This is a genomic window from Agarivorans sp. Alg241-V36 (genome assembly GCF_900537085.1).
In the GTDB taxonomy this organism is placed as follows: domain Bacteria; phylum Pseudomonadota; class Gammaproteobacteria; order Enterobacterales; family Celerinatantimonadaceae; genus Agarivorans.
The window spans coordinates 322458-339585 of sequence record NZ_UNRE01000001.1 but is presented as its reverse complement, the minus strand read 5'-3'; the positions used below and the strand labels follow the sequence as shown (position 1 = coordinate 339585).

The following is a 17128-nucleotide window of genomic DNA, read 5'->3' as shown; positions in this document are numbered from 1 at the left end:
ATATAGCTATGACCATTAAAGTAGGAATTAACGGCTTTGGCCGTATTGGCCGCCTAGCCCTTCGCGCCGCATACAACTGGCCAGAGTTAGAATTTGTAATGATTAACGATGCAGCAGGCAACGCCGAAACCCTAGGCCACTTGCTAGAGTTTGATTCAGTGCAAGGCCGTTGGGAACATAGCGTTGAGCACACCGCCGATGGCATTGTTATCAACAATAAAGCCATTAAGTGCTTTCAAGAAAAAGACTTAAGCAAGCTTGATTGGTCGGGCTGTGACGTAGTGTTAGAGTCTACCGGCGTACACCGCTCTAAAGCCAAATTAGCACCTTACTTAGCCCAAGGCGTTAAGCGCGTTGTGGTATCGGCCCCAGTTAAAGAAGACGGCGTGGCCAACATTGTAGTGGGTGTGAATGACGATATTTTTGAGCCAAGCCAACACCAAATTGTTACCGCGGCTTCTTGTACCACTAACTGTTTAGCACCAGTGATTAAAGTAATTCAGCAGCACCTAGGCATTGAGTCTGGCTGCATGACCACCATTCACGACTTAACCAATACCCAAACCATCTTAGATGCCCCGCATAAAGATTTACGCCGCGCCCGCGCTTGTGGCATGTCGTTAATTCCTACTACCACCGGCAGCGCTAAAGCGATTTGCGACATTTTCCCTGAGTTAGACGGCAAGCTAAACGGCCACGCAGTGCGCGTACCACTAGCCAATGCTTCACTCACCGACATGGTGTTTACCCTAGAGCGCGATACCACCGCCGAAGAAGTGAACAGCTTATTTAAGCAAGCCAGCGAAGGTGAGCTAAAAGGCATTCTGGGTTACGAAGAAAAGCCGCTAGTGTCGATTGACTACAAAGGCGACCAACGCTCAAGTATTGTAGATGCGCAATCAACCATGATGGTTGGCAAACGCATGCTTAAAGTATACGCCTGGTACGACAACGAAATGGGCTACGCAACCCGCACCAGCGAGCTTATTCGCAAAGTTGGTTTAGCAGATAAAGGCTAGGACCTGTTGAACCTTGCTGATGTTTTTTGCAGCAGTTTATTAGCCATTTAGGCAAGGCAGTGAGTGTGAATTTAAGTGAGCTTAATAATCACTCGCTAACGCTGAATAAATGGCCAATAAATGCTGCCCGAAGGGTTCAGATAAGCGAACTTTACTCTTTGTTGAGCACTTCTCGCTTAGCCCACTAGGCTTCAAAGTGCTCGCCGCAATTAAAGCCCGCTTATCTCGAACAAAATTTCAACACCAAAGATCAACACCAAAGATCAACAGGCCCTAGGCAAACATGATAAAAGCACTACCCCAACAGCTAAAACAGTACCTATTAGTTACCTTTAACTATTGGAACTTCACCATTACCGACGGCGCATTGCGCATGTTAGTGGTGCTGTATTTTCACCAGCTAGGTTACTCGGCTATTGCCATTGCCATGCTGTTTTTGTTTTACGAGTTTTTTGGGGTAGTGACCAACTTAATTGGTGGTTGGTTAGGCGCACGTATTGGCCTAAACCACACCATGAATATTGGCCTAGCCATGCAAATCATAGCCTTACTGGCGCTGGGTTTGCCTAGCCAATATTTAAGTATTCCTTTGGTAATGGCGGCGCAGGCGCTGTCGGGCATTGCTAAAGACTTAAACAAAATGAGCGCTAAAAGCTCGATTAAAGGTTTGGTGAGTGGCGACCAGCAACACAGCCTATACAAGTGGGTGGCCATTCTTACTGGCTCTAAAAATGCCCTTAAAGGCTTTGGCTTTTTCTTAGGCGGTGCGCTGCTAAATTTAATCGGCTTTCAACTGTCGATGATAGCCATGGCGGCAGTATTGTTTGTAGTGCTGCTATTAAGCTTAAAGCTGCTGGAAAAAGACTTAGGCAAAGCCAAAAACAAACCTAAGTTCTCGCAAATATTCTCTAAAAGCCCGCAAATCAATATTTTGGCAGCAGCACGTTTATTCTTATTTGCTGCCCGCGATGTTTGGTTTGTGGTCGCGCTACCAGTGTATTTAGGCGCCAGTTTAAACTGGTCGCACATCGAAACCGGCACCTTTATGGCCGCGTGGGTGATCGCCTACGGCGTAGTGCAAGGCTTAGCTCCCAAAATCACCGGCAGCCAATCGGGCAAAGTGCCCGGCCGAGGCGCAGCCTTAATTTGGGCATTATTGCTTAGCGTTATTACCGGCATCCTCGCCTACTTAGTGCAACTAGGCTGGCAGCCACAGGCCACCATTATTGTAGGTTTAATGCTATTTGGCATCGCCTTTGCCATTAACTCCTCGCTGCACTCTTACCTGGTAGTGAGTTATGCCAGCGAAGACGGCGTATCTATGGACGTAGGTTTTTACTACATGGCCAACGCCATGGGGCGATTAGTAGGAACGGTATTGTCGGGCGTAGTATTTCAAATGGCCGGCCTAGCCGCCTGTTTATGGGCAAGCTTTGCCATGTTAGCGATATGCTGCGTGATTAGTGTAGCGCTGCCAAAAGGGAGTGAGGGGCAAGCTGTCTAAGCTTGTCCATTCAATTAAAGTTCATCTAAATCGCTTGATAAAATAAGCAAGCTATTTGGTATTTCGTTGTGGCAGTGCAAGCCCAATTTGCTTACATCAGTATCAAATTGCACTAGAAACCTACCGCGCTTGTTCTCTAATTTAGCAATCGTTCCGCTTGACCCGATTAATGCCCAATAGTCCTCAGATGAGTCGCAACCAGTTGGAGGTGATAATTTGCCGTTAAAAGTAATTAAGGTAACTTTTGAGCCAACTTTCATATTCTTCTCGTATTACTCACTAGATCTGACGCCACGATAAACTGGCTTATAAACGAAGCAAAACTAGCAGCGCTGAAGCAGTTGTTATGACACGATTCTCAACGAAAGCGACCTAGCTAGCTAACCCTTTGAGTTTACAAGGCTTTAAAGCATTTCCAGTGATCGTTTGGGATTATGTGTGATGCTTTATTGGAATAATGACTCAAAGCCAAATGCAGCAATACACTCGCAATGATTTGGGGCAACCTGCCGAATACCAACCGCAGTTTCTTTTTCTGGCCAATAACTCATAGCATCTAACGTACTTTAATATAGTAAGTCTCCGTTACTACTATGCATTGTTGCTTGATTTCTAACCTCCCAATTCAATTCTGGTATAGCTTTTTTAACAAGACTTCATACTCAAGACAAGACTTGTGGTTCGACTCATCAGGTTAAAAGTAGACGACATCGGCATCGTTCAAGGTCGTAAATGCTTCAAAATTATGCAACGAATCCCAAACACAGTTTCGAACAAACCCAGCTGCAATATAGCATTCAGTCAAGCCTAAAATTGCCACGCAGTTTAAGGCTTTCACTCTGATTGAGTCTTGCTTGATTAGTTGTACAATTTCATCCATTTCGTTCTGTGTCATTGCGCCGTTAGTAGCGTCTTAATATTGGGGACCGTAGGCTCAAAACTAACGTACGCAGCCAAGGGAATATATGTAGCAAACGTTGCCATGTGAAAGTCGGAGAACTTCCCAGCATTGTCCTCTTTAAACAAATTCGTGTTGTGTAAAGCTACGTAATTCGTAAAAGCACTAATTTTATTTTCAAGCTCATGCTTCGTTAGGTTGTGTGACATATGGTTTCGAGCTTGATTTAAATTATGAAGTGCTTTCCAAATCCAATCTGAGTGCGTGAGTTGGTAAAATGCCCGCACAAGCTTAACTTTTTGATGGAATTGCAATTTGGCTTCATTAAGATATTTTTCATTTACACATTCTTTAGCCAGAATTTTCGTCAGCACTTCTTCAATTACTAAATGCGCTTTGAGCAATGTCAGCTCTTTGTCCCCAGATTCTGGTAATACTTCAAGGAAGCGAATCATTGCCTTCCAGTCTTGATTTTCCATATGATGCCTCACTTGCCTGATTTCTGCCTCAACTTAGGCGGTTACTAAATGCTCCTGGTAATGCAACATGCTAGTTATTGAGTGCATATACATCATTAATTTCTGTTGGTGATAATTTTAGAAGAGCACCTTCAACGTCTTTGATAGAGTGTTTCTGACTGAAGTACATTATATGAACTTCTCCTTGTTCATTCTCTTTGTGAGTTTTATCTTCCCAATCCAAATCACACTGTTCAGTGACATAATCAGAGATAAAATCAAACAACTCGTAATCTTCGACACTAAGGGCTACAGCACCGTATTGGTCATATCCAATTTCTATATGTGGAAGAATCTTTTTCATAAGCGCCATTTGACATTTTATTACTGCGACCTTGCAAGCTTGGTTACTATGTACAAAAACACCAACAAGCATCAAAAACCCAAGAACAATCATACCCTAACAATACTTACTAAAATAACAACAAGCTCAATGAATTGAGTTTTCTAGCAGTTGCTATTCCTTCCCCTTCATTATCGCCGAGTCACGCAAGCGCCAAGCGATTAAGCCAAGCACTGTTTGAGCGCAGCGAGTTGCGCAGGCGCGCTTGGCAATGAGTAACGAGGGAATAAGATAATGCAGGGCGACCTTTCTTTTTGCTTCGTTAAGCTTTGGCTATTCAAAGCTTATGACGTCGCCGACAGGCGAAACTAAACACCATAGTCGATAGCAAGCTGCGCAGGCGCGCTTGGCACTGAGTAACAAGGGAAAAAGATAATGCGGGGCAGCCTTTCTTTTGCTTCGTTTTCTTTGGCTGTTCAAAGAAAATGATGTCGCCGAGAGGCGAAATCCTCCCAGCTAAACACACTCGCAATGGCATATTCATGTGAAAATAAGACTTGTGACATTGAGTAAATTTGACTCTAACTATATGTACAACGAAATTAAAGAAGCTTTGGCAGCAATAAACCACTGCGTTTCTTCCAGTCGGCGAACTCTGGATAGCGAGAAATAGATTGGTCTTTTTTAAGCATGTTTCGTACAAAGAAAGTCCACCAATACGCCAATGCTAATAAGGGTACCCAGTGTTGAGCTAACATGGCAAAGCCGGCATAAATTAGCATTTCACCAAAGTAATTAGGGTTACGCGTTCGGCTGAATAAGCCCGTTGTAATTAAGCCTTTTTTAATGCTTAACACCGCATGCTTGTGGGCATCGCTAACAAAGTGAAAGAAGATGCCAATAATGGTGACGCTAGCAGCAAAGGCCATTAGCCAAGCGGGTGCGCTAAGTTGTTCAGAAATAATAATATATGGGGCGAGCCAGTAGGCTCCCAACATGCCAAAAACAAAAATACCGCCAGCCACTGGGTGAATATCTTGCTCAAATCGCTTATCACGAAAGCTGTATTCCTTGATCATCCAGAGCGCACAATAAGTACCATGCAAGGCTAAGTATACCCAAGCTAATACGCCCCAAAAATCATAAACGTACATTAATCCCAGCACTACAAACGGAGTGGCAATTTTATGGGCATTAATAAAGTGCCTTACTTGTGTACTAGCGGCTTGTTGTTCCACTTGAGTTGTCATAATGCTCTCCAATTGATTCGAGTTAAACAAGAACAACGAGCCCTAGCCCGTTGTTTGTATTCAAACGCTTATTTCGCTAATTCGTTAGTAAAGCTCGCATTTGGCGTTGGATTTTCACCTAGTACCACTCTCTCAGCGGCTGCTACATCAAACATATCGAAGCTGTAGCTTTCTGTAGCAAAGGTATGGGCGCGATCCAACATTAAGGTTTTGTTGGTGCGGTCGGTAAATACTGTCCATAGGGTTGGAAAAGTGGCGTTGTCAAAGTACGGGTCATGTTGGTTGTAGCCAGAGAATGAGGCAGCTTGGGTCGCCTTCATTGAGATTAGCGCTTGTTGGCTGTTAGTCACGTTGCGCTGGTACAGATCTTCGGTAGTAATTTTGGCACGTAAACGGCGGTCGGCAGCGCGAATAGTGGCGTTTGGCTCAACTTGTTCTTTGTCTAAGGTTAGGTGGTAGTCAAAGGCTGGGTCGTTACTCATGTAGCTAGCGCCATGCTCGCTATACACTTTCATTTCGCCGCCAATGTATTCCACTACTGCGACTTCACCTGAGGCATCTACCAGTTGAAAATGCACCGGTGGGTAAATAGCTTCGTCTTCGTGGCCAGGAATGCCAGTGATGCCGGTTGGAATAACTTCTACTGATTCTAGCCCTGCTATGGCCTCTGCTACGGTGGCAAAGTTGTCTAATACAAAGTTAGGTACTTCGCCTGCATCTACATTGGGTAGCTCGGCGGTGTCTTGCTGGAACTGGGTTCCTGCGTCTGTGCCTAGGTATAAAATACGTGCTTCTAGGCCTTTTTCATTGATGCCTTCGGCAACGGTGGCATGGCCAAATGATTCAATTTTAATCGCGGCGTATTTTGCTTTAGTGCTTACGCCGTTGGTTTCGCTGTAGCTATTGTTTATGCCACGGCCTTTGCCTACTACGGTAGCGTTGTCGTAACCGTTCCAGTCCATGGTGCGCATGGTTACTTGTGCTTCGCCATTATGATAAGCGGCAGTAGTACAGGCGTTTGCGGTTTGCATAAGGCCGAAAGTGCTTGCTGCGATGGTAAGTGCGATAAGTGTCTTGTTCATAATGTTAGCCTTTATTGAGTAACAATCTGTTGCGTTGATGGCTGTAGATTAACGCGACTAAACAAAAAGACTGAATTAACAGCTTAAACTCTGGCTTACAGGTAAGACAAAAGAAGCGGCTTACCTACGCTTATTGCCTTTTTTAGTTGATGACTTAGCACTGCGACCGCCCCGCCCTTTGCCACGGCCTTGTGGCTCTGGGTCGGGTTCGAAGTTTCCATATTCGTCATCATCAGCTGGGTGGGAAACTGCTTTGGGCTTGGGAGAAAAACCGCGAATAATTTCGCCTTCAAGCTTGCGACCAATCAGCCGCTCTATGGCTTGTAGCCGCTTTTCTTCATCGTTGCTATACAGAGAAATCGCCAACCCCGATGCTCCAGCGCGGCCAGTTCTGCCGATACGGTGTACGTAGTCTTCGGCCTCATAGGGAAGATCAAAGTTAATCACACAGGGGAGCTGGGCAACATCAATACCGCGTGAGGCAATGTCGGTGGCAACCAGTACCTTAATGCTGCCGTTTTTAAAGCCCTCTAGCACTTGGGTGCGCGCGTGCTGGGTTCGGTTAGCATGAATAGATGCTGCGCTAATTTTGGCTTTTTCTAGTTGAGTCACCAATACATCGGCACCCACTTTAGTGCGGCTAAATACCAATACCTGCGACCATTTGTTTTTTCTAAACAGATGAATAAGCAGTTCTGTTTTACGTGCTTTATCTACTGGGTGAAGCTTTTGCTTGATGTTGTCTAGCTTGTTTTGTTGATTGGCCACTTCAATCAACTGCGGATTGATTAACATGCCTTTAGCCAGCGATTTAATTTGCTTAGAAAAGGTAGCGGAGAATAGTAAGGTTTGGCGCGTTTTAGGAAGTAATGATTGGATATGGCTAATCTCATCAATAAAGCCAAGATCTAACATGCGGTCGGCTTCATCCAATACCAATATCTCTAGCTGGTCAAAGCTCACTGCTTGTTGTTGATAAAGATCGATTAAACGACCCGGCGTGGCCACCAGCACATCGGCACCTTCTAATAGCTGAGCTTTTTGCGGCTCGATTCTCACACCGCCATAAACAGCAGCCACGCTAAGCTTCATATATTGGCTGTAGTTTTTAACACTCTCAGCCACTTGAGCGGCTAACTCGCGAGTTGGCGTAAGCACCAAAGCGCGAATTTGTTTTGGCTGTGGTTTAGTGCCGTTTGCCAATAGCTGCAACATAGGCAAAGTGAACCCAGCGGTTTTACCAGTGCCAGTGTCGGCTACAGCCATTAAATCTCGCCCGCTAAGTGCTAGGGGTATCGCTTTTAGCTGAATTGGAGATGGCGTGCTATAACCCTGCTCTTGCACCGCTTGTAACAACTCATCACACAAGCCTATTGCGTCAAATGACATACACACCTTCTTAAATGTTAAATACACCGCCATGATACCCCGAGCGGGAGCGCCAAAATCAGTTATTTTTTGGCAATAGAGCAATTGACAGAAAAAATGAGCAAATATGAGCTAGAGCAAATATGAGGGGATAAGCTCACAATTGGTTAGAAGCTTTACTTAGTGTTTGCTAAAGTTTAACTGAGCAATCTAATTGTTATTTGTAATGACAAGCACAAACCTAATGCATCACTGAGAGCTGCAAAATGATAGTTGATGAATCTTCATTTCAAAAAGTTAAAGGTTTTGCTCCACAAGCATGGTCAATTGACTTACAAAACAACAGCTTTACCTGCCCGCATCAGCTTATTGCGATGTTGGGCTATCCTACTCAATCTGTATTAACGCTTTCCCAGCTATTTGCAGCCTTTGAAAAGACCCAACTTGCGCTGCTTAAAAAGCACATTAAACAAGTAATGGAAACCGGTAAGCCGATAATTCAAACGGCTATTCTGAACGCTTATCAGCATCGTTATATCGCCGAAATAGTCATTAATGCCCTACCAGCCAACGACAAAGTAATTACCGGCACCATTGAATTAAAGCAGTATTTCCTTACTAAACAACAAGAACTGGCATTTTTAAAACAGGTTTTTGCTCAATCTAATGAAGGCCTAATGATTGCAGATTTAAATCACACCATTTTGCTGGTGAACAAGGCATGGTGTAACAACACGGGTTACCAAGAGCATGAGTTATTAGGCCAGCCAGCCTCGATACTTAAAAGCGGCCGCTATACTAAACCGTTTTATCAGAAACTTTGGAGCCACATAGATGAGCATAAAATTTGGACTGGCGAGCTATTAGCAAAAACTAAGCAAGGTGAGATTTATGCCCACGAAGCACGTATTCAACGGATTGATTTACCAGGCGAAGAACATGTTTATGTATCATCAAGCCACCGCCTTGATACCTCTACCGATTTATGGGACGAAGACGACCCCAACGCCAGCTCAAAAGTGCATGTTCCCGACAAGAATGCGTTCAACAAAAAGTTAAATGCCGATTACAAACAACTGAATAATGAAGTCACCATTGTGGGGCTGGTATTTAGCGTTAGCTTAGCCCAAGCCACCAGCGCAATGACGCGCCAATGGTTGGTGGCACAGCGTTTTAGTCAGCTTAGTCAAAGCGGTCACTTGGGCATACTTAACGAGAAGATGTTTGCAGCCTATTGGGTTGTGCCCAAAAAAATGGAAGACATTGAGCACACCTTAAAAAACGCTTTAAATGTGCTTGAAGGCCACAATAGCTATGAAGATATTGGCCTATCAGCCACGGTGCACGGTGGAGCGTCGGTATTGCAAATTGATGCTTCATCGCCTTCGCAAATGCTGGCACATGCTAGCCAAGCACTGATTGCGAATAGCCAAGGTGACGAGTCCTCTCTGTATTATTTTGACCGACGCTTATCTAAACGCTTTAATCGCAAAGCCACCTTAGCTACCTTACTTAGGCAAGCTCTCGCCGCTAACCAAGTTGAAGCCTACTATCAACCTATCGTTGCCCTGCCCGAACTAAAGATTGTTAAATTTGAAGCTTTATGCCGTGTAAAATTAGATACCCAACTGCCTTATAGTGTTCAAGAACTTATTGAAATAGCGGAAGAATACAACTGGATTGATCAAATAGATGCGGCGGTCACAAAGCAAGCTTTACACGATTTACCCTTGCTGCAACGCCACTACCACGATGACAACATTGGCATGTCGATTAATCGCTCGGTAGTTAATGATAGAGTCTCCCACTGCTGCCTGGAAGATACCTTGAAAATCTTTGAAGCCAGCGATATCGACTTAGGCCTTATTACTTTAGAGCTTACCGAGTCAGCCTACTTTGATGATTCTTATTACCACGCGGAGTGGCTGGAAAAGCTTAAGGCCCGCAACATTGCCATTGCCTTAGACGACTTTGGCACTGGCTACTCTTCGTTTTCTTACTTGCGCCAAATACCGGTGAACATCGTAAAAATTGACCGCTCTTTTGTCTCGGGACTCACGGAAGAATCTAACGAATACGCAATGATAGATATGCTGTGCAAACTCACCCATAAAATGGGAGGAAAGGTTATCGCCGAAGGTGTAGAAACCCAACAAGAGCTTTACCTACTCTCCAAGATTAAAGCTGATATGCTGCAAGGCTATATTTTTAGTAAACCTCGCAGCCTAGAACAAATTCTAAATAACAGTAACGACCCTGTGTATATGAAGCTCATACAGAACTTGTACCAAGAGAACGTGGTAAACGCACAAACCATTATGCGCCGAGATTTTCCAAAAATTGGCCCAGACCAAAAACTCGGCATTGCTCTAGAAAAGTTTGAAATACACAACTCGAGACATTTGCTGGTGATTGAAAATAGCCACTGCTTGGGCGTGCTACATCAAAGCGATGTGAGTGCCGCCATTAGCCCCTACCTAAATACTAAAGGTGAGCAAAATCGCGACTTAATGACTCTAAACAAACGCGCCCATCAGGTAATGAGCAAAGACTTTTTGCAAGTAAGTTTAGATACCTCCTTCGACCAACTATTCGAGCAGTTTGTTAATCAACCCTATACCGTGGTGGCGGTAACGGGGCCCAATGGGGTTTGCTTGGGCTTAATAATGTTAGAAGACATGTTGCTTAAACACCGTGAGCACCAAAACAGCCACTAGAATTGTAAATTTGTCAGCCAATGCTGCTTTAAACTGATGCTTTGCGGTAAACTTTTGGCATATTCACTTTACTAAGATAGTGGCGAGCATGGACTATTTAGCGCTAAACAAAACCGCTTGGGATAAACGTACCGAGCTGCATGTAGATTCTGATTTTTATGATGTAGACGGATTTCTCGCTGGCAACAGTTCACTTAAGTCGATAGAGCGTGACTTAATGGGCGACGTAAACGGCAAAAAGCTGTTACATCTGCAATGTCATTTTGGCTTAGACAGCTTGTCTTGGGCGCGTCTGGGCGCAAAAGTAACCGCGGTAGATCTTTCCAGCCAAGCGATTAAACGTGCCAACGAACTTGCCGAGAAAACAGGTTTAAGCGCCGAATTCATTTGTAAGGATGTTTATGGCTACGCCGAGCAAAGCCAAGCAATTCATGATTGGGTATTTGTCTCTTACGGCGCACTGTGTTGGCTACCCGATATAAACCGTTGGGCTCAAGTAGTGGCGGCTAACTTAAAAGCTGGTGGTAAGTTGTGCTTAGCAGAGTTTCACCCGATTCACGATTTATTAAGTGGCTATGGCTACTTTCACCGTGAAGAGGCCGATCTTGATGAAGAAGGCACTTACACCGAAAACGACGATGGTGATGAAAGCCCAATGCTAACTTGGGGTCATCCGATTTCAGACGTAGTAAATGCTCTAATTCAAGCAGGTTTAAAGATTGAGCTATTAAAGGAATATGACTACAGCCCCTATAACTGTTTTGAAGACTTAAAAGAGCGCGCCAAAGATGAGTTTGTGAAGGAACACGAGCACTACGAGTCACCGCTGGTTTACGCCATAGTGGCAAGCAAGAGCTAAACACGACATAGATGGCAAAAAGGCGAGCTAAGTGCTCGCCTTTTTGTTTGCTAAAACTTACTAGTCGTTGTCGGTAATGTTTACCCAAGTGCTAGTAATGTTACCTAGTTGAGCTGGGAAGGCTGAGAACAGATACACTTTAAAGCGCTCGCTGCCCTCTTTGCGATTGTCGTCGACAATTTTGGCACTCACATGCTTAACGCCACTTTCGCCTTGATTCCACTGCACTCGCTGAATAAACGATGCGCGGTAATCAAACCAATTGGCTGACGACGGTAAAACCAAAGCCCATGCAGTGATAGTGCTGTTGGCTTCCCCATTTAATACTAATGGGATGTTAATGTTGCCAGCAGATTCATCGACCTCTATTTGCTCAAACTGCATCGCCACACTTAATGGGGTATTGTCTTCAATCAGCAGTTCTACCTGCGGAACCACAACACTGGCATCACCTTGCTCAATGCTTAGCTGCAAGTAGGCTGTCTCGCTACCTTCTGCTAGTTCATCAGCATAGGCAGCGATGTTTAGCTCGCGGCTACTCATGTCGCCATCTTGCCAGCTTAGCTCACCACTGATTAGCGCTAGATCTTGCTCATCGGCAGAGCCTGCAATCACTTGGTACTTAAGCACTACATCGCCGTAATCTCCGTCTAAGCGCTCAATTACCAATGGGCTATTGCTACCCTCAACAATGCTAAGTTGAGAAACCGAGCTAATGCTGCCAGCACTGCGCATATCTAAGGCTACGATCACAGGGTCATGATCAGAAGCACGGTAGGCATCAGGCGCGTAAAAGTTAGTGATTTGTGCGTCAGACTTATACTCGGTGTTGTAGTCTAAGCCAGTAGGCTCATCGGCATTAATATGCCAGTCGGTAGCATCAAGTACTCGTGAAGTTAGGGCAGCATCGGCCAATGCATGGTCTAAACTACCTGCCTCTTCATCGTAGAAGTAAGAGTAGCTATTGGCTTCAAACTGCGGCACTAGGTTGGTAAAGCCGACGCTTTCGAAGGCCAACATTGGGTCTTCTTTAGCGTAAGCGTTAAAGTCACCTAGCAGTAGTACATTTTGTTTTTCAGCAAAAAACTGGCTAAGAGTTTGCGCCGCTAAAGTACGTTGGCCATTACAGTTTCCTTGGCCATCGCCCATGTCTGGGTCACCCAAGGCATTACAATTACTGCCCTTAGATTTAAAGTGGTTCACCGCCACATAGAAGCTTTCGCCACCTGCTAGCATGCTGAATTTTTGCACTAAAGGAACACGGTGCTTAGCGGTTGCTTGATCAAAGGGATAGGCATTAATCAGCTGGGCATCACCGTCTACTTGCACAACACTAGGTTGGTAAATTAAACCTACGGTGATCATGTCTTCGCCAATACGCTCTGTCAGCGGCTTAACCACCGTGTAGTGTTGCTCTGCTGGCAGCTGAGCATTTACCGCGTCAACCAAGTTTTGAATAGCGCTAGTTTGCTCAAAGCCATTGTTTTGTAGCTCCATTAAACCCATTACATTGGCGTTCATAGCAACCATGGCAGATACCAATTTAGCCCGCTGACGCTCAAACTCTTCGGCGGTGTTAGCACCACGAAAATCCGTTGCATTATCAATGTCTAAATCGGTGAAAAAGTTAAGCACGTTAAAGCTAGCAACGGTTAAATTGCCTTGCTCACTTAACTCTGGCTCAGCAGTTCTTGGGTTAGCGTCGATAAACGTCGGCACTTGAGTAGGCTGCACTCTAAACTGACCAAAACTGTAGTTAATCACCCCTTCTACATTGCTCACTTGCGAGCCAGCACGCAGGCTATTTAAAGCCGAGAAGTTAGGGAAGTAAGCTATATCGTCAGGGTTCTGCGAGCTTAAGCCATCGTCTAGCACCAAACGGTTTAGCTGGTTAGCTTGGGCTAAGGCTTCGGCTTCTGGCGTATTAGCAGGGTGAACTTGAGTAGACTTAAAACGTTTGCCTAGCGATAACACCGTTTCGCCATAGCGATTGAAGGTGTAGGCAGGCGTGGCGTGTAAGGTTTGTGGTAGCACAACACGCATGCCTTCTAGGTAATAAAGATCGGCATCAGCTAAGGGCAAGTTTAAGCTAGTCGCGCTAGGCAATGCTTCTTCGCCACACACAATTAAGCCACTTACATCTTTAAGTTGGTTTCCACCGCTATAAGTAGCAACAGTTGCTTTTACTCGCACTCGTTGGCCTAGCTCAACTTCGTCGGCATAGTGATAAACAAATATGCCTTCTGAGGTTTGTGGGTCGGCATCCCAGTTAGCATCGGCATGTTGTACAAAAAAACCTGACAACTGATTATTGCTTGCGTCACCTTGGAAATCACCCACAACTACTGCTTCAACCACCACTTCTTGGTCAAGCAAGTTAGCACTGCGAATGTTATGAATAGCCGTGCTTGCATCGCCACACTGGCCAATTTCTGAGATAGGCGGATCAACTGGGCCACCATCATCGCTGCAAGCTTCTTGGCCAATACAGCCTAAGCCATCAACGGTGTTTTTTGCGTAGTTAAACCAGCGAGATGAAATAACAAACTCTTGGCTATTGTCATTATCTGGGCTGCTTTCTGCTAGGCGGCGTAGCGTTTGATCTTTGGTTGAAGCACCGCCATCGGTCCAAGTTTGGCGAACGCCAATTTGGCCAATGCGATCCAGCAATACATCGTTGGCGTACAAGCCTACTGCGTCATCGCCGTTAAAATTAACTACGCTTGATTCTATGCCAACACCAGGGGCAATAAGCGCATTGTCGTTATTGCCAATCACCGCGTTGCTATTGACCAATACCAAGGTTTGCCCTGGCGCTAAGTTGCCACTTAAGGCTTGGGTATTAGTGGCAGTGCTTGCACCGTTAGAAAACAAGCGCAGCTGATAGTCGCCAGCTGCTAGGTCAACACTTTCGCTGCCATAGTTGGCAATTTCTATTGCCTTGTTAAAGCTACTGCCTTCTATATATTCACTGATTAGTACATTAGCTTGAGCGCTAGTACCTAAGGCACATAAGCCCATTAAAATTGCATTTTGGGGTTTCATTATACTCGTCCCTGAGACCATAAGAATGCCGCACCGAGCGGCGCTATTAACTGGTCTAGCCTGACGAAACTTAATGACAAAAAAACACAAAAATGGCGAACAAAATGTGACAACTCAGTGACAGTTTTTTGAAGTGAAAGCTCTAGTCTAAATTAGCCTAACGTTAGCTTATGTAAGCACTATTGTTGGCGCAGCCATTGATGAAGCTACCTAGACTTTTAAAAACCAAAATATTGGCTACTGAAGAATAAAAATAGCCACGCCACACAACATTTAAGTAAGGAGATGAACGGCTATAATCTTACGCTTTAGCAATCTGTAATTCGCCGTCTGCAACATGTAGGTAACGCTGCGCCATAAATGCTACCACCGACAGTGAGCAAACACTTAGCAACACTATGCCCTGCCATCCCCAAGTACTAAAGAAGGGTTGCATTAAAGCGCCACCACTTGCCGCACCAACGTAATAGCTGATGGTATAAAGCGCTGAAGCACTGGCCTTAGCGTGAGTAGCATGCTGATTTACCCATGCACTAGCTTGCGCATGGCAGAAAAAGAAGCCCATTGAAGACACCACCATTGCCAATAGCAATATCCAAAGCTCGCCAAACAAACTTAGAAAGCTGGCAAAGGTCATCACCAATAAACCCAATACGATACAACGTTTACTGCCATAACGCTGAGCAATTCTTCCCGCCGAACTCGCGGTAAACGTGCCGCCTAGATAACTAAGAAACAGTAGCGAAGTAAGACTAGCAGGCAAAGAAAATGGCGCTTCCGCCAGAATAAAGGTTAAGTATGAAAACTGATTAATGAATACACCAAAGCCTACTCCACCCACTAAGTAAGCACATACTAACTGCGGGTTGCGAATGTGCCGTTTGTAGTTAGTGAGGCTTTGGCATAAACGCCAGCGACCTAAAGTTTGTTTTTGTTCGGCGGGCAATAGCAAGATAACCAACACCGCCATCACCATGCTAAGTATCGCTACCAGCATAAACGACATTTGCCACGAGCCCAGCAAGTCGGCACTCCAACCTCCAAGCAAGCGCCCACCAATTCCACCTAAAGAGTTGGCGGCAATAAAAATACCCACCGCTTTGATTAAAGCACGTGAGTCCAACTGCTCAGCTAAGTAAGCAATCGCTACAGCTGGCACACCCGCTAGGCATACGCCTTGTAAAAACCGCAGTGCAACGATGGCATAAAACGACTGGGGATGTGCTAAACCAATCAGCAAACTTAAACATGGCACCAACGCGATAGACAACAGCAGAATCTTGCGTCTGCCCACGGCATCCGACAAAGAGGCCAACAACAACAAGCCTAACGCCATGCCTAACATGGCAGCGGATAACATCGCGCTAGCCGCCAGCGGAGAAACTTGATACTCACTGGCAAACATAGGTAGCAAAGGTTGCACCAAATACAAATTGAAAAAAGTTACCAGTGAAGCGGCCGATACCGCTGCGGTGACTTTCCAAAAACCTTTACTGTTTTGCTGATACTGCATAGCGTGCTCGACATCGTGGAATAGTTAAATCCTATGCTTCCACTACCAATAAATAAAATATATTAGTATTATCACAGCTATAAATTTTACTTATGGGAAAAGCAATGGAGCTCAGACAGCTACGCCAGTTTGTTAGTGTTGTGGAACTCGGTAGCTTCACCGCTGCAGCCAAACAATTAGGCATCGCTCAACCGGCGATTAGTGCCACCATAAAAAAGCTCGAACAGCAGCTGGCGGTGCAACTTTTACAACGCAATGAGCGCAAAGTCAGCCTAAGTGCCGAAGGCCAAATACTTTACCAACACGCCATACAATTGCTTAAACAAGCCGAAGACGCCGAACAAGCCATGCAATCCTTAGTAGGCTTAGAAAGTGGCACGGTAACCATTGGCATCCCCAGTATGATGGGCTCTTACTTTTTCCCTCCCCTACTAATGGGCTTTAAAAGCCTATACCCACAACTTAACCTTTCGGTGATAGATGCGGGCACAGAGCTGGTACGAAAAAAGTTGCTAAGTGGCGAGCTAGATTTAGGCATAGTGGTTACTCAGGATGTGCCCCCAGAGCTGCATTGTGAGCCAATTTATAAAGGTGAATTACTGGCCTGTTGCAGCCAAGACAACCCGCTTAGCCAACAAACCAGCATTAGCCATCGCGAGTTTTTAGAACATGAGTTGGTATTGTTTAGAGAGGGCTATTTTCACCATAAAGTGATTGAGCAGATCAGCCGAGAGCAACAGCAAGTGCCGCAAGTCTCTTTTCAAACCAACCTCATTCCCTTAATTAAATCGATTGTTGCCAGAGACTTCGGCATCACTACCCTGCTTAGCATGGTGGTTCAACCGGGCGATGCACTGCACTCACTCAGTTTTAATCCACCGTTTTTCTTAGAATTAGGTTTAGCTTGGCGACGCGACGCCTACATGTCTCGCGCCAACCAACGATTTAGAGAGTTTGTCTTGGATAATTGCAAGCTGAGTCAAGCGTAATTAAGAGATCAGAAAACACTGCAACTGCCATTGCTCTTTTTTCTCGATATACTAAATAAAGAACTACCAGCAAGGATGACTGC

14 protein-coding genes and 1 pseudogene are annotated in these 17128 nt (G+C 45.1%); 5 read left to right on the top strand and 10 right to left on the bottom strand.

Translation table 11 applies throughout. The features are described 5' to 3' along the window. Positions 1-8 precede the first annotated feature (8 nt). Positions 9-1019 (top strand): ArsJ-associated glyceraldehyde-3-phosphate dehydrogenase, encoded by a 1011-nt coding sequence (locus tag G6R11_RS01615; protein WP_163130844.1) that lies wholly within the window; start codon positions 9-11, stop codon positions 1017-1019. A gap of 283 nt (positions 1020-1302) precedes the next feature. After that, positions 1303-2523, top strand: a complete 1221-nt coding sequence (gene arsJ / locus G6R11_RS01610) for an organoarsenical effux MFS transporter ArsJ (RefSeq protein WP_163130841.1) — start codon at positions 1303-1305, stop codon at positions 2521-2523. Between the two features lie 14 nt (positions 2524-2537). On the opposite strand, the gene G6R11_RS01605 is transcribed toward arsJ, so the two are convergent. The 8 genes and pseudogenes from G6R11_RS01605 to G6R11_RS01575 form a co-directional block, all read right to left on the bottom strand. Then, positions 2538-2783, bottom strand: a complete 246-nt coding sequence (locus G6R11_RS01605; RefSeq protein WP_163130838.1) for a hypothetical protein — start codon at positions 2781-2783, stop codon at positions 2538-2540. Positions 2784-2969: 186 nt separating this feature from the next. Next, positions 2970-3077: pseudogene (locus G6R11_RS21960) on the bottom strand (nucleotidyltransferase family protein); the annotation flags it as partial. A 140-nt stretch (positions 3078-3217) separates the two neighbouring features. Continuing rightward, positions 3218-3403, bottom strand: a complete 186-nt coding sequence (locus G6R11_RS21955) for a nucleotidyltransferase family protein (RefSeq protein WP_205472554.1) — start codon at positions 3401-3403, stop codon at positions 3218-3220. Between the two features lie 11 nt (positions 3404-3414). Then, positions 3415-3900 carry a hypothetical protein gene (locus tag G6R11_RS01595; protein ID WP_163130835.1) on the bottom strand — a complete coding sequence of 162 codons (486 nt, stop codon included), beginning with the start codon at positions 3898-3900 and terminating at the stop codon, positions 3415-3417. A gap of 70 nt (positions 3901-3970) precedes the next feature. Next, on the bottom strand, positions 3971-4336 hold the full coding sequence (locus G6R11_RS01590) for a hypothetical protein (protein ID WP_163130833.1): 366 nt from the start codon (positions 4334-4336) through the stop codon (positions 3971-3973). A gap of 488 nt (positions 4337-4824) precedes the next feature. Continuing rightward, positions 4825-5472 carry a DUF1295 domain-containing protein gene (locus G6R11_RS01585; RefSeq protein WP_163130831.1) on the bottom strand — a complete coding sequence of 216 codons (648 nt, stop codon included), beginning with the start codon at positions 5470-5472 and terminating at the stop codon, positions 4825-4827. A gap of 68 nt (positions 5473-5540) precedes the next feature. Further along, positions 5541-6554 carry a linear amide C-N hydrolase gene (locus G6R11_RS01580; protein WP_163130829.1) on the bottom strand — a complete coding sequence of 338 codons (1014 nt, stop codon included), beginning with the start codon at positions 6552-6554 and terminating at the stop codon, positions 5541-5543. 120 nt (positions 6555-6674) lie between these two features. Continuing rightward, positions 6675-7943, bottom strand: a complete 1269-nt coding sequence (locus tag G6R11_RS01575) for a DEAD/DEAH box helicase (RefSeq protein ID WP_163130826.1) — start codon at positions 7941-7943, stop codon at positions 6675-6677. Between the two features lie 245 nt (positions 7944-8188). On the opposite strand from G6R11_RS01575, the gene G6R11_RS01570 reads away from it, so the two are divergent. Continuing rightward, entirely contained in the window at positions 8189-10639 is a 2451-nt protein-coding gene (locus G6R11_RS01570) for an EAL domain-containing protein (protein WP_163130823.1), read from the top strand. An 88-nt stretch (positions 10640-10727) separates the two neighbouring features. Further along, complete coding sequence (locus G6R11_RS01565; protein WP_163130821.1) at positions 10728-11498, top strand: class I SAM-dependent methyltransferase; 771 nt, start codon at positions 10728-10730, stop codon at positions 11496-11498. A 60-nt stretch (positions 11499-11558) separates the two neighbouring features. Here the strand turns inward: G6R11_RS01565 and G6R11_RS01560 are convergent, their stop codons facing one another. After that, positions 11559-14543 (bottom strand): ExeM/NucH family extracellular endonuclease, encoded by a 2985-nt coding sequence (locus G6R11_RS01560; protein WP_163130818.1) that lies wholly within the window; start codon positions 14541-14543, stop codon positions 11559-11561. Positions 14544-14844: 301 nt separating this feature from the next. Continuing rightward, the gene (locus tag G6R11_RS01555) at positions 14845-16056 is read right to left on the bottom strand and encodes an MFS transporter (protein ID WP_163130815.1); all 1212 of its coding nucleotides are present in this window, start codon (positions 16054-16056) and stop codon (positions 14845-14847) included. A 104-nt stretch (positions 16057-16160) separates the two neighbouring features. Between G6R11_RS01555 and G6R11_RS01550 the strand changes: the two genes are divergently transcribed. Then, on the top strand, positions 16161-17045 hold the full coding sequence (locus G6R11_RS01550) for a LysR family transcriptional regulator (protein WP_163130812.1): 885 nt from the start codon (positions 16161-16163) through the stop codon (positions 17043-17045). The last annotated feature ends 83 nt before the right edge of the window (positions 17046-17128 follow it).

Coding starts and splice junctions, on each gene's coding strand:
- G6R11_RS01615 (WP_163130844.1), top strand. CDS start 9: ATGACCATTAAAGTAGGAATTAACGGCTTTGGCCGTATTGGCCGCCTA.
- arsJ (WP_163130841.1), top strand. CDS start 1,303: ATGATAAAAGCACTACCCCAACAGCTAAAACAGTACCTATTAGTTACC.
- G6R11_RS01605 (WP_163130838.1), bottom strand. CDS start 2,783: ATGAAAGTTGGCTCAAAAGTTACCTTAATTACTTTTAACGGCAAATTA.
- G6R11_RS21955 (WP_205472554.1), bottom strand. CDS start 3,403: ATGGATGAAATTGTACAACTAATCAAGCAAGACTCAATCAGAGTGAAA.
- G6R11_RS01595 (WP_163130835.1), bottom strand. CDS start 3,900: ATGGAAAATCAAGACTGGAAGGCAATGATTCGCTTCCTTGAAGTATTA.
- G6R11_RS01590 (WP_163130833.1), bottom strand. CDS start 4,336: ATGATTGTTCTTGGGTTTTTGATGCTTGTTGGTGTTTTTGTACATAGT.
- G6R11_RS01585 (WP_163130831.1), bottom strand. CDS start 5,472: ATGACAACTCAAGTGGAACAACAAGCCGCTAGTACACAAGTAAGGCAC.
- G6R11_RS01580 (WP_163130829.1), bottom strand. CDS start 6,554: ATGAACAAGACACTTATCGCACTTACCATCGCAGCAAGCACTTTCGGC.
- G6R11_RS01575 (WP_163130826.1), bottom strand. CDS start 7,943: ATGTCATTTGACGCAATAGGCTTGTGTGATGAGTTGTTACAAGCGGTG.
- G6R11_RS01570 (WP_163130823.1), top strand. CDS start 8,189: ATGATAGTTGATGAATCTTCATTTCAAAAAGTTAAAGGTTTTGCTCCA.
- G6R11_RS01565 (WP_163130821.1), top strand. CDS start 10,728: ATGGACTATTTAGCGCTAAACAAAACCGCTTGGGATAAACGTACCGAG.
- G6R11_RS01560 (WP_163130818.1), bottom strand. CDS start 14,543: ATGAAACCCCAAAATGCAATTTTAATGGGCTTATGTGCCTTAGGTACT.
- G6R11_RS01555 (WP_163130815.1), bottom strand. CDS start 16,056: ATGCAGTATCAGCAAAACAGTAAAGGTTTTTGGAAAGTCACCGCAGCG.
- G6R11_RS01550 (WP_163130812.1), top strand. CDS start 16,161: ATGGAGCTCAGACAGCTACGCCAGTTTGTTAGTGTTGTGGAACTCGGT.